At 36.8% G+C, this 11,972-nt stretch carries 13 protein-coding genes; 10 read left to right on the plus strand and 3 right to left on the minus strand.

Annotation, left to right across the window (positions count from 1 at the left end; translation table 11 throughout):
- Nucleotides 1-2: 2 nt before the first annotated feature.
- Genes EHQ31_RS14585 through EHQ31_RS14595 form a run of 3 tightly spaced genes read right to left on the minus strand, consistent with a single transcriptional unit; the run spans nt 3 to nt 2,835 of the window.
- A complete protein-coding gene (locus tag EHQ31_RS14585; RefSeq protein ID WP_135571415.1) occupies nt 3-950 on the minus strand; it encodes an MlaD family protein in 948 nt (315 codons plus the stop codon).
- Nucleotides 947-1,714 carry an ABC transporter ATP-binding protein gene (locus EHQ31_RS14590; RefSeq protein WP_135571417.1) on the minus strand — a complete coding sequence of 256 codons (768 nt, stop codon included), beginning with the start codon at nt 1,712-1,714 and terminating at the stop codon, nt 947-949. The genes EHQ31_RS14585 and EHQ31_RS14590 overlap by 4 nt, the downstream gene beginning before the upstream one ends.
- Nucleotides 1,711-2,835: an MlaE family ABC transporter permease gene (locus EHQ31_RS14595; RefSeq protein ID WP_135571419.1), complete on the minus strand. Its 1,125-nt coding sequence runs from the start codon at nt 2,833-2,835 to the stop codon at nt 1,711-1,713. Before EHQ31_RS14595 ends, EHQ31_RS14590 begins: the two co-directional genes overlap by 4 nt.
- A gap of 87 nt (nt 2,836-2,922) precedes the next feature.
- On the opposite strand from EHQ31_RS14595, the gene EHQ31_RS14600 reads away from it, so the two are divergent.
- From EHQ31_RS14600 to fliE, 10 genes are all read left to right on the plus strand, one after another.
- Entirely contained in the window at nt 2,923-4,011 is a 1,089-nt protein-coding gene (locus EHQ31_RS14600) for a helix-turn-helix domain-containing protein (protein WP_135571421.1), read from the plus strand.
- Between the two features lie 115 nt (nt 4,012-4,126).
- On the plus strand, nt 4,127-4,990 hold the full coding sequence (locus EHQ31_RS14605) for a sterol desaturase family protein (RefSeq protein WP_135571423.1): 864 nt from the start codon (nt 4,127-4,129) through the stop codon (nt 4,988-4,990).
- 194 nt (nt 4,991-5,184) lie between these two features.
- Nucleotides 5,185-6,465: a DNA methyltransferase gene (locus tag EHQ31_RS14610; RefSeq protein ID WP_208652785.1), complete on the plus strand. Its 1,281-nt coding sequence runs from the start codon at nt 5,185-5,187 to the stop codon at nt 6,463-6,465.
- A 1-nt stretch (nt 6,466) separates the two neighbouring features.
- A complete protein-coding gene (locus EHQ31_RS14615; RefSeq protein WP_135571425.1) occupies nt 6,467-7,324 on the plus strand; it encodes a DNA methylase in 858 nt (285 codons plus the stop codon).
- A gap of 175 nt (nt 7,325-7,499) precedes the next feature.
- A complete protein-coding gene (locus EHQ31_RS14620) occupies nt 7,500-7,856 on the plus strand; it encodes a YciI family protein (RefSeq protein ID WP_135571427.1) in 357 nt (118 codons plus the stop codon).
- On the plus strand, nt 7,843-9,087 hold the full coding sequence (locus EHQ31_RS14625; protein WP_135571429.1) for an RNA polymerase sigma factor: 1,245 nt from the start codon (nt 7,843-7,845) through the stop codon (nt 9,085-9,087). Before EHQ31_RS14620 ends, EHQ31_RS14625 begins: the two co-directional genes overlap by 14 nt.
- 164 nt (nt 9,088-9,251) lie before the next feature.
- Nucleotides 9,252-10,106, plus strand: a complete 855-nt coding sequence (locus tag EHQ31_RS14630) for an SDR family NAD(P)-dependent oxidoreductase (protein ID WP_135571431.1) — start codon at nt 9,252-9,254, stop codon at nt 10,104-10,106.
- Nucleotides 10,107-10,537: 431 nt separating this feature from the next.
- Entirely contained in the window at nt 10,538-10,969 is a 432-nt protein-coding gene (gene flgB / locus EHQ31_RS14635) for a flagellar basal body rod protein FlgB (RefSeq protein ID WP_135571433.1), read from the plus strand.
- A 10-nt stretch (nt 10,970-10,979) separates the two neighbouring features.
- Entirely contained in the window at nt 10,980-11,441 is a 462-nt protein-coding gene (gene flgC / locus EHQ31_RS14640; RefSeq protein ID WP_002975027.1) for a flagellar basal body rod protein FlgC, read from the plus strand.
- A gap of 101 nt (nt 11,442-11,542) precedes the next feature.
- Nucleotides 11,543-11,908 carry a flagellar hook-basal body complex protein FliE gene (gene fliE, locus EHQ31_RS14645; protein ID WP_135571435.1) on the plus strand — a complete coding sequence of 122 codons (366 nt, stop codon included), beginning with the start codon at nt 11,543-11,545 and terminating at the stop codon, nt 11,906-11,908.
- The last annotated feature ends 64 nt before the right edge of the window (nt 11,909-11,972 follow it).

Here is an 11,972-nt window from a genome sequence, read left to right on the forward strand (position 1 = left end):
ATTTATTTCCAAAGTTTAGACTTGTTTGGCGCTTCTCCAAAGAGAAACTGTGATGGGTATTTTTTTGCATTGGCAGTGACTTCTTTTAAGTCTTCCGAAGCAATTCTCAAATTTTCAATCGAAGTGGATATATCACCTTGGTTGGAAGCAAGAAGAGTGTCCAAACGTTTTAGAGTTGTTTGTAATTGAGTCATAGATGAATCCAATTTTTTTGGAAAACCTTGTGTCTCAGGACTAGCAATGAGAGCCTTTACTTCTGCATTTGTTTTACGTAGGTCTACAAGTAGACCTGTTGATTCACGTGCTAGGTCACCAAGTTTTGCATCAAGAATGGATTGATTGAGATTTTTAATGAGTTCCCCGACACCCATAAGAATTTTATCCACATCTGCCTTTTCCACTTTATCAAAAAACTTATCCACGGAAGCGGTGAAACGAGAGATGGTGCTTGGTGCTGAAGGGATATAAATAGTTTTTGGTTCCCATTCGATCGACAAAGGAGGATTTTTTTCTGGATTTAGGTAATCTACTTCTAAATATGCCGTGCCAGTTAACCCTTGTGAAGCGAGACGTACACGTAGACCACTTTGAATCATTCTTTGTACAGTTCTTTTTAAGTCGTCGCCATAAACTCCTTTGACAAAATCCGGTACTGACATCTTAATCAAAACATACCTTCCATACCTAAGTTCGGTATCTTGATTTAATTTTTCAGAATATACATTTTGCACAAAAGTAATTTCTTGAACAGTACCAACCTTTACACCACGATGTTTCACCGGAGATCCGATATCCAAACCTTGTACAGATTCGTCGAAATAGGTTTCCAAACTCACCGATCTTTGGAAGATATTCCCGGCTGTAAAAATGATCAGAAATAATATAAGTGTAAAAAAACTAACTAGGACAAAAATCCCAACTTTGAAATAAGTTTTATTTGATTGGTTCATAACTGGGAACTCTCCTGAGGAATACGATTAAAGAATTGTTTCACAAAAGGGTCTTTCGATTTTTCTTTTAAATCTTTTGGTTTACCTTCTGCAATAATACCTTTTTTGGATTTATCTAATACGATAACACGATCTGCCATTGTAAAAACAGATGGTAACTCATGTGTCACAATCACAAAGGTAACACCAAGTGTTCTCGACAAACGAATGATTAGGTGGTCCAACTCCACACTAGTGATCGGATCCAAACCAGCACTTGGCTCATCTAAAAATAGAATTTCTGGATCCATAGCCATCGCACGCGCTATGGCCGCACGTTTTTTCATACCTCCGGAAAGTTCAGAAGGATAAAGATGCGCAAAAGGAAATAGGCCAACCATTTTTAACTTCGTCATGGCAATTTCATTCATGATTGCTACTGGTAATTGCGTAAACTCTTCTAGAGGTAAACGAATGTTTTCCAAGAGAGACATGGAACCAAACAATGCACTTTGTTGGTACATAACTCCAATACGATTCCAGATTTCGATTTTTTTCTTTCCCTCTGCGATTACGATATCATTTTCATCTATCCATATACGGCCGCTAAATGGTGAAGTTAGACCAATCATATTTTTTAATACTGTAGATTTACCACAACCTGACCCACCAAGGATTCCAAAAATTTCTCCTCGGTTTACATCAAAAGAAATATCTTCCATAATAACGGTATTTCCATATCCCGTTGTTAGATGTTCCACTCGAATGATCGGTTTTTCTTTCATATTTTTAGATAAAAGTATAAGACGGAAAAAATTCCATCTAGGATAGAGACAAGTATAATAGATCCTACTACTGCCGAAGTAGTCGACTCACCAACAGCTCCTGCTCCAGATGCGGTTTTTAGACCTCGGTAACAACCGATGGAGGCAATGATCATTCCAAAAAAATAAGATTTTAAAAGTCCACCTAGGATATCTGAAAGTCCCACCGCCAAATTCACTTGGTTGATAAAAGTTACGAGAGGAAAACCAAAACTAATGAGAACAACAGCACCACCAATCAAACCAAACAAATTAAACACAATGGTCAGTAGTGGGGTCATTAAGAGTGATGCCACAAGCCTTGGAATGATTAGAAATTGTACAGGAGGAAGACCCATAGTCGTCAAAGCATCGATTTCTTCCGATACCTTCATGGTTCCGAGTTCTGCAGCAAAGGCCGAACCGGATCTTCCTGATAAAATAAATGCTGTCATCAGTGGTCCAAGTTCACGAAACAAGGAAAGGCCCACAAGGTTTGCAACAAAAATCTCGGCCCCAAATCTTCGCATTGGAATGGCTGATTGAAAAGACATGATAAGTCCAAGTAAAAAACCAATCATCGCGATGATAGGGAATGCATTTACTCCCATCGATTCCGCAACTCGAAATGTATCTTTCCAACGAATTTTAGAAGGATGTAAAAAAGAACGCCAAAAAGAAACAGTAAGTTCCCCAGTAAAGGTTACTAAATATTTAAACTCTAACAAAGAATCAATGGTAAGTTTTCCAATTTTTTCAGACCGGCGAAGACTATTTAAAAGAGTTTCTTTATTCTTTTTGCTATCATCTTCTGCAATGCTTAATCGGTATGTAAACTGATCACCTAATCCATGTAGCACGAACCTTATTTTTCTTGTTTCGCACTCGATACGTATGAGTTTTATAAAGGATATCCCAGAAGTATCAGCTTCTAACAAATTGTTTGCTTGTACTACCACTGATCGAGGAGGGTTTGATTTTAGGATATTATTGAAGGCAGTCCAATCTATGCCAGTTTCCAAAGCAGTGAGAACTGCCGGGAGGTGGATTTCTAAGGTGCTGCCTTCCCACAAAAAGGAGGATTGTCGATGAATGGTATCCACGTTTCAAACGTAATTCTAAATCGGAAGGAACCTTAGGCAAGTGATTTTATTTTACAATCCAATCGATCGAATAAAAGATGAACAAGAATGTGGAATCTCACAAGTAGTTTAATTGGTTTTTCTGCCGGGCTTTCTCTCCTTTTTGCTTGGGGAGAATTCATTAGAAAAAATACAACAGGCCAAACCAAAATCCAAGGAATGTTATTTCTCTTTGCTTCCCTATTCCAGGCACATACTTTTCTCGCTGCCACGGGGCTTTATCATTTTTTCCCACACATTTATCTGGTTCACTTGCCCTTTACTGCCTGCATAGGCGCTCTACTCAAACATTATTTTTCAGAACTTTGGGAGGAAAGTCCCAAAAGAAACCGTTTTTCTTTTTGGGAATTAGTCCCAGCCTTAATGGTAATCGTTTTGTTACTCCCTTTTTATTTATCTTCCGGAGATGAGAAAATTGCGCTTCACACAAAATACCAATCAGAGGGAGTTCCAATAAAATTTCAAATTACCATTCTCATTGCTGTTTTACCCATATTTTATGCGGCTTTTTACGTTTTTTACAATATGGTAAAATACATTCGTTTTGAGAGATTCAAAAAGTCAGCTCACCTTCGTTTGGTGGGAATTATCGTAGGGTTTGGAGCCTTTTCGAGCCTTGTCGGAATTTATACTTTATTTTTCCACCAAAGTCACGGATTGGAACTAGTTTCAACTCTTATCGCCTTGCTTCTCATCGTTGTCTATTTACTCAGACAAAAAAGTCCGGAACTTTGGGGAGAAGTGCAGAGGATTGTCAGCGAAGAAAAAAAATACCAAACTTCCCAACTGAGTGGATTCAACCTGGAAACCTTACAAAGTAAACTCAAACACTTAATGGAAGAAAAAAAAATCTACCGAGATGAAAATATAAACTTAGAGAAGTTAGCAAAAGAGATGGATCTTTCTGAACATCAACTTTCGGAATATTTGAATCTACACCAAAAGAAAAATTTCTTTCAGTTTGTGAACCATTACCGTATCCGAGAAACAAAAGAGCTTTTTTCACTACATCCAGAACGGAACATCCTTACGATCGCTTACGATGTGGGTTTCCCTTCCAAATCCACTTTCTACGACGCCTTCAAACGAGAAGTAGGTACAAGTCCTAGCGAATTTCGGAAGTCTCTCAAAAGCTGATCCGGATGGACCCGATCGGAATCTTTTTTTATTCCGGCTTTACCAATCCGGTCGATTTAGGTTTGGATTATTGTTAGAATAGATTCATTCTTGGAACAGAGGGTTAGGAAAGTTTATGTTTGGTGGACCGGTTCAGTGTGATTTAGTTTTAGATTGTGTTACCAAAATTGGTTTTACACAAGGAGTTTTGAATTTCCTTCGTTATTACCCAATTGCAGGATTTGCATTTTTACTATTCTATGTTTGGCGAAAGGATTTTTTTGAAACTTATCGCATCCAAAAGGTATATCCCAAAGTAGAAAAGGTTTGGAAAGAATTTCGCCAATCAGCTGTTACATTAATTGTATTTACATTGATTGCTACTACTAATATCACTTTGATGAAAGCAAAAATAGTTCCGAGTGCTGTTTACTTTGGGCCGCTGTCTGGTTTTGCGGGGATCGGATATATTTGTTTAAGTTTTATACTGATTACTATCTGGCATGAGACTTGGTTCTATTGGATGCATAGATTTGCTCACATTAAAAAAGTATACCCACATGTTCATTCGGAACACCACCAATCAGTAAACCCTTCTCCCCTCGCAGCCTATCGGTTCCAGGCAACAGAAGCTTTTTTAGAAGCAATTTACATTGTTCCTTTTGTTATGTTTGTTCCTGTCCATTTTTATGTAGTTTTATTCCATACTTTTTATGCCATGATCCTCAACATTTGGTGGCATTTGGGTTATGAATTTTTTCCAAAAGGTTGGGCCTCTCATCCGATTACCAAATGGATCAACACATCCACTCACCATAACCTTCATCACCAAAAGTTCCAAGGCAACTACTCCCTCTATTTCAATGTTTGGGACAGACTCATGGGAACCAACTTCCCTAATTATGAATCTTACTACGAGCAAGTCACAGCGGAAAGGGATAAAAAACGAAACGAACAAAAACTAATAAAGAATGCAGAAGCAGAAGTTTTAGTTTCTTGAAAAATTATAGGGTCATCAACCAATTAAAATGGTGACCCTGTTAGCTGGAAGATGATTATGTTTTCTCACCAAAAATCTATTTTTACAGATTCATAATGAATTATCTGTCGATTTAAATATTTAAATCTCAAGGCTAATTACTAGCCAAGAATATGAATGCAATTATATCATTATGAGATTTACTTGGCATTAGGATGAATAGTGAACAGCTTTTGTTTGATGACTTAAATTCAACTTATCCTGCCAATAGTACTACATTTGCTGACAATATGAAGTTACCTGTCCATCGATGGTTTCGGTACTCGGCTGGTTTTTCAGCTGAATGGACAAAATTTTTGATCGCTGCAAATTCATCTAAAAAAACTAAAATCCTTGATCCTTTTGCAGGTTCTGGAACAACCCTAGTATCTTCAAATGAAATGGATGTTACATCGTTTGGATATGAAACTCACCCCTTTGTCAATAGAATTGCAAAAGTAAAATTAAACCATAACCCTAACATAAAAAAACTAACAAAACTATTTAACCATGTAATTACTGATAAAAGTAAATCTCGATTTCTCTATGAAAACCAACCAGAATTATTAAGAAAGTGTTATACTGAAGATACATTGAAAGAATTGGTCAATTTCAAATATCGTTTCGATACTATCAATGACGGCAGCATTGAATCGGAATTGGTCTGGCTAATTATTACATCAATTCTTCGAATTACAAGCCATGTAGGTACTGCACAATGGCAATATGTTTTACCGAATAAAACCAAAACGAATAAACAGACACCTCAATTCGCAATGGAGAAAAAATTTAACGAAATAGTTCAGGATTTAGAATTTTTTCAAAACAAAAATATAAAAGAACTTGGACAAATTAAAAACCATGATGCGCGAAAAATTGATAATGAGTTAAAAAACAAAATTGATATGGTGATAACTTCACCTCCTTACCCGAATAACTTTGATTATGCTGATTCAACAAGACTTGAAATGATATTCTGGGGAGAAATTTCAGGTTGGTCTGAATTACAATCCAAAGTCAGAACATTTTTAATAAGGTCGTGTTCACAACATACGGCTGCTGAAAGATTAAAACTACCAGACTTATTAAGCCAAAAAGAAATTTCTCCCATTCAGGAAAATCTTGAAGAAGTCTGCTTTGAACTGGAAAGAGTTCGAAAGGATCATGGAGGGAAAAAAACTTATCACACCATGATTGCCGCCTACTATCTTGATTTGGCGAAAACTCTTCGTTCCTTACGGCACTCACTTAAAGAAGGTGGTAAAATGTGTTTCGTGATTGGTGATTCGGCGCCTTATGGTGTATATGCGCCTGCCGATCAATGGATTGGTAAACTTGCTATCGCTGCGGGCTTCAACAACTGGGAATTCGAGAAAACTAGAGATCGAAATATTAAGTGGAAAAATCGGAAACATACTGTCCCTCTAAAGGAAGGACGATTATGGATATACGGATAAAATGGCAATTTCTTATTCACACAAATTTGGACAAATCATTGGAGATTCTCTTGAAAAAGCGATTGAGCCTCATCTAAGAGAATTTGCATTAAAGAATAATCTATATTTAGATATTAAAGGAAAAAGAATCACACGAAAAGGAACAAAACTTACCTGGACCGATATTAACAACAACAAACATGACTTAGATTTTGTTATGGAAAAGGGTGGTAGCGATCACAGTCAAGGTATCCCCGTAGCATTCATAGAATGCGCATGGCGACGATATACAAAACATTCAAGAAACAAAGCTCAGGAAATACAAGGTGCAATCATCCCGCTTTTCCAAAAGTACAAAAGTAATCATCCGTTCATCGGAGTTATCTTAGCAGGCGAATTCACTAAAAATTCTATTTCACAATTAGAATCATTAGGCTTTTCTGTTTTATTTTTTGATTATGAAATTATTATTAATGCGTTTAAAGATATTCAAATTAATGCATTTTATGATGAAACCACATCCGAAAAAAAATTTCAGAAAAAAATAGAGAAATGGGAATCTGCCACAGAAGTCCAAAAAAAATCAATCTATAGTAAAATTGCAGAACTTAATAAATCCAATATTTCTTTATTCTTAAAATCATTAGAAAAATCTATAGTAAGAAAAGTAACTTCTATCAAATTGTTATCACTTTTTGGAGAGGACTATTCATTCTTAAACATTAAAAACTTAAAAAAATTTTTAATAGATTTCAACCCCGAGATTTCAAAACTAAAATTTATCAGATTTGAAGCTATTATCGAATATTCTAACGGAGACCAAATCAAAGTAGATTTTAAGAATAATAAAGATTTTGTTGAATTCCTAGAAAAATTCTAATAAACGATTTAAGAAAAAAATACTTTAAGATGATACTTTACAGGACTACCCGTAAAAGAACATTCCCATCAAATGGGATACCGATATTTGCTAAAAAAATCCAATTCCAACTATTTTTTTTCCAAGTCCATGTCCCCTTTTTCAAACTGAAAACGTTATTGTTAAGAGGTAAAAAATGAAAGAATTCACTTTGATTTTCAGAAATAGTAACCAAGAAGGAGAAAGACCTTCCCCAGAACAAATGCAAAGGATCTTACAAGAATGGATGTCTTGGATGACCAATTTATCTGCAAAAGAACAGTTAGCTGATAAAGGAAACCGTCTAGCCATCTCTGATGCAAAAACCGTCCACCCAGGTCACTTGGTTACAGATGGTCCTTACACGGAGATAAAAGAATTCATCAATGGTTATATTGTAGTAAAGACTGAATCGTTAAATGAAGCGGTAGAAATTGCCAAAGGATGTCCCATTTTAAAAATAGGAGGAAATGTGGAAGTTAGAAAAGTTGTGACTCCTGATGACCATAGCTGATAAGGGAACCATTTTACTTTCCGATTTGTTTCGAAAGGAACAAGTAAAAATGACGGCTGTGTTATGCCGTCATTTTGGAATCAAAGACCTTGATTTTGTCGAAGATATGATTGCTGAAACATTCCTTAGAGCCACCGAAGTTTGGCCACATTCAGGAATCCCAGAAAATCCATCTGGTTGGCTTTACACAGTCGCCAAAAATATCGCAAGAGATAGTTTCAGGAAAAACACAACTGAGTTAAATAATTTTAAAAATCATTTTGAGACAAACCCAAAAGAAACTTTAGAAGTAAGTTTTGAAGAGAACGTGATTGCTGATAGTCACTTAGCTATGATATTTGCGGTCTGTGAAAATACACTTTCAGCCAAAGGAAAAATCTGCCTAAGTTTACAAATACTCTGCGGGCTTAGTGTTGAAGAAATTGCCTTTGCTCTCCATTCTAATAAAGAAGCAGTTAAAAAAATTCTTTTTCGTGCAAGGGAACAACTGCGTGAATCCAATTTTGAAATTAAAAATTTGTCTACAGATGAAATCAAATTTCGAATGGATTCCGTTCTTTTAACAATTTATCTTTTATTTAACGAAGGTTATTCTTCAAAAACCAAAGATTCGGTCATTCGTATCGATTTAATAAAACAAGCAATGAATCTTGGTCTTTCACTATTAGAAACAAAATCAGCAAAAACGCCTGAATTATTTGCACTCATGTCATTATTTTGTTTTCAAGCATCTAGGCTCGATTCTCGAATAAGTTCACAAGAAACTGTAGTGGTTTTTCAAGACCAAGATAAGTCCAAGTGGGATCAAAATTTAATACAAAAAGGAAATGAATATTTTTTAGAGGCGTTTAGTGTTCCTTCCAGGTCTCGATACCATTATGAAGCTGCAATTGCATATTGGCACACCCAAAACGATTCCCTGGAAAAATGGAAATATATTTTAAGTATATATGATAATTTTTTAAAAATCTTTAACTCACCTTCTGTTTTCTTAAACAGAGTATTTGCTTATTCTAAAGTATTCGGAAAACAAAAAGCAATTGAAGAGATAAAAAACTACAGGGAAGATAAAACTCGGGATTATTTTTCTCTCTTAGGTTATTTATATTCAAACTTGAATAATGAATTAGCTTCCCTTCATTACCAAAAGGCAATTCAAATGACCAAACCAAAAAAGGAAATTGCACTATTAGAACAAAAAATCAAAGAATTAAAATTAGAAGAAATATAAATTCGCTTAACCCACTTACATAAGTTATACTCCTTTAAACCCTACTTTAAATTAATATCTTCTTTTAATACCTTATAAAGAAACAAATTTGCCGTTTGGTTCTTTTTGAATTAGAAGTTGACCGTTTTATGGAATGGATCCTTAACAGAGTTAAAAGGAAAAATATGGCTTATCATCTAAAAGACAAAGTAGTTCTCATCACAGGTGCTTCCGGAGGAATTGGAGCTGCATGCGCAAGAGAATTGTACAGGCTAGGTGCCAAACTTGTATTAACAGATATATCTCAGACATCCTTAGATGCATTAGCAACTGAGTTTACAAAAGAAAGAGTGATCACAGAAACAGTGGACGTAACCGATTGGAAATCCATCAAACAAGTGACAAATCTTGCAGTTTCTAAATTTGGAAAGCTTGATATCGTTTTTGCTAATGCTGGAATTTCATGGAAAGAATCCGCTTATACCGTTTTTAATTGCGATGCATCTGAATTTGAAAAAATTCTAGAGGTGGATTTACTTGGTGTTTGGCGCACAATCAAGTCCACATTGCCAGAGATTGTCAAAAATAAGGGACAAGTGGTTGTTACATCTTCCATCTATGCATTTACTAATGGTATGTGTAACGCACCTTATGCGACTTCTAAAGTTGGAATTGAAATGTTATCTCGTTCCCTTCGTGCAGAACTTGCAGGTAAAGGTGTAAATGTTAGTGTTTTGTACCCTGGTTGGGTTTCTACTCCCCTTACAGAAGGTGTTTTTGGAGGTGATAGTTTAACTACAAACATGCGAGAACTAGGTTTCCCTATGGTTTTAAGAAAACCAATTTCGGCTGAAAAAGTTGCAAAAGCATTTGTTTATGGGCTCATCCATAAAAAACCAAGAATCATCGTTCCGGCTCGTTGGATCCCCATCCAACTCTTCCGAGGGATTGTTGGAATTTTTTCGGATTGGTATCTTGCCAATCATACGCGCATCCAATCCTTACTTCTCGACTTGGAAAGTAGAACCAAGAAACAATAATATATAAATGGATTCAAAAAGAAAATAGGATGTCCAAGGCAAACGAGTTTCGATTGGCACACGGTGAAAAAGGAAAGTGACTTACTTTTGGGCGTAGCATTCAATTGAATCGATATAGAGAGTATGGCCTCCATATTGTTTCCTTAGAAACAAAAGAAATACGATACTTACGAGAAGGAAGGACTCCCGTTTGGTCCTCCCGATCCCTCCAAGAACTCGGATTTTAGTTCCATTCTCTGCGGCAGGGATCGAGCGGAAATCCCTCCCCAGAACCTTGGGGAGGATTGGAGGGAGAGCCCGACCCTTCCTGCTTCTCTGTTTGGTTTTAGAAACCATTGGGGCCGCCCAAAAAAAAATCGATTGAGGCGACATAAAATACTTTAGGAGGAAGAAAAACCGACCGAAAGGGGAAGGTAGAGAGGAAGAGAAATATGTTTGAAGCAACACATTTCATGAAAACTCAAGACCTATTGGAACGTGGCCTCGGTGCTGCGACACAAAGGCGTAAAGTGATTACTGATAATATCGCCAATGCGGACGTTCCTAATTTCAAACGTTCGGAAGTGGTCTTTGAATCGATGTTGAAACGTGCTATCGAATCAGAAAAAATTGAAAAGGACAAAGCAGTTCCTACTAAAATCACAAACGACCGTCATATTGAATTTTTTAAACCTCTAGATTATCGGGATGCAAAACCCAAAACCAATTTGGACTATCTGACTACAATGCGACCCGATGGAAACAACGTAGACATTGAAAAAGAAGTGGTAGATGCAAACCAAAACCAAATGAGTTACAGCCTTATGATTGATCGCTTAAACCAAAACAACCGCCTTCTCAACATTGTGATGAGAACCAACTAAGGAGTAAGTTATGGGAATGTTTGATTCGATTAATATATCTGCCACTGGCCTTTCTGCCCAAAGACTCCGAATGGATGTTATTTCGAATAACATTGCAAACTCGACTACAACGAGAAATACAAATGGAGACGGCCCTTTTCGACGTGACCGTGTCATCTTAACGCCGATTAACCTAAGAACCAATTGGAAAAGCCCTGTGTATCCTTTTGGTGTGGCTCCCGGCGAAGGCAAAGGGGTAAAGGTAATGAAAATCGAAAAGGACATGAGCCCTTTACGACTCACTTATGACCCAACCCATCCAGATGCCATCCAAACTGGCCCGAAAAAAGGCTACGTGGAACTTCCGAACATCAATATCGTCACGGAGATGACAGATATGATTTCGGCATCTCGTTCTTATGAGGCCAATGTCCAACTCATCAATGGATCCAAAGCCATGATGAATAAGGCAATGGAGATCGGTCGGGCGTAACCCCGGCCAAATACGTCGTTATTTTCCCTTTTTTTAATGTGACATAATTTTTTTCTTTAGGTTTTTTAGATTTCGCCGATGGATAGAATGAGGAAAGACCCATGTCCATTGATCGCATTGCAAACATCAGTTCCCAAACTTACAAACCACATTCCCTACTCCCACAAGGTGACAAGGTAGGAATCTTTCGCTCGAACGAACGTCACTATGGTAAAACCAATGAAGCCAAATCTCCGGATGAAGTGGCTGGAACTTTTGGAGATGCTTTAAAGAAAGCCTTCGAACAGGTGAATGACCAACAAGTGGAAGCAGATGAACTCACACAGAAAATTGTTTTTGATCCAAACTCAGTGGAACTTCATGACGTGATGATTGCGGCAGAGAAGGCTCGGATCTCATTGACATTTGCAAAAACAATGTCGGATGGATTTGTTAGAGCTTATAGAGAACTCACAACACTTAGATAAAATTTAAATCACTAACTGAACCTGTATAGCCAAACAGATTCGTTCTCTTGGAAACATACAGGTT

It is taken from the genome of Leptospira montravelensis (genome assembly GCF_004770045.1).
Taxonomy (GTDB): Bacteria; Spirochaetota; Leptospiria; order Leptospirales; family Leptospiraceae; genus Leptospira_A; species Leptospira_A montravelensis.

Excerpts from the sequence above, each read along its gene's own strand:
- EHQ31_RS14610 (WP_208652785.1), top strand. The coding sequence starts at position 5,185 with ATGAATAGTGAACAGCTTTTGTTTGATGACTTAAATTCAACTTATCCT.
- EHQ31_RS14630 (WP_135571431.1), top strand. The coding sequence starts at position 9,252 with ATGGCTTATCATCTAAAAGACAAAGTAGTTCTCATCACAGGTGCTTCC.
- EHQ31_RS14605 (WP_135571423.1), top strand. The coding sequence starts at position 4,127 with ATGTTTGGTGGACCGGTTCAGTGTGATTTAGTTTTAGATTGTGTTACC.
- EHQ31_RS14625 (WP_135571429.1), top strand. The coding sequence starts at position 7,843 with ATGACCATAGCTGATAAGGGAACCATTTTACTTTCCGATTTGTTTCGA.
- EHQ31_RS14590 (WP_135571417.1), bottom strand. The coding sequence starts at position 1,714 with ATGAAAGAAAAACCGATCATTCGAGTGGAACATCTAACAACGGGATAT.
- EHQ31_RS14615 (WP_135571425.1), top strand. The coding sequence starts at position 6,467 with ATGGCAATTTCTTATTCACACAAATTTGGACAAATCATTGGAGATTCT.
- EHQ31_RS14620 (WP_135571427.1), top strand. The coding sequence starts at position 7,500 with ATGAAAGAATTCACTTTGATTTTCAGAAATAGTAACCAAGAAGGAGAA.
- fliE (WP_135571435.1), top strand. The coding sequence starts at position 11,543 with ATGTCCATTGATCGCATTGCAAACATCAGTTCCCAAACTTACAAACCA.
- EHQ31_RS14585 (WP_135571415.1), bottom strand. The coding sequence starts at position 950 with ATGAACCAATCAAATAAAACTTATTTCAAAGTTGGGATTTTTGTCCTA.
- EHQ31_RS14600 (WP_135571421.1), top strand. The coding sequence starts at position 2,923 with ATGTGGAATCTCACAAGTAGTTTAATTGGTTTTTCTGCCGGGCTTTCT.
- flgB (WP_135571433.1), top strand. The coding sequence starts at position 10,538 with ATGTTTGAAGCAACACATTTCATGAAAACTCAAGACCTATTGGAACGT.
- flgC (WP_002975027.1), top strand. The coding sequence starts at position 10,980 with ATGGGAATGTTTGATTCGATTAATATATCTGCCACTGGCCTTTCTGCC.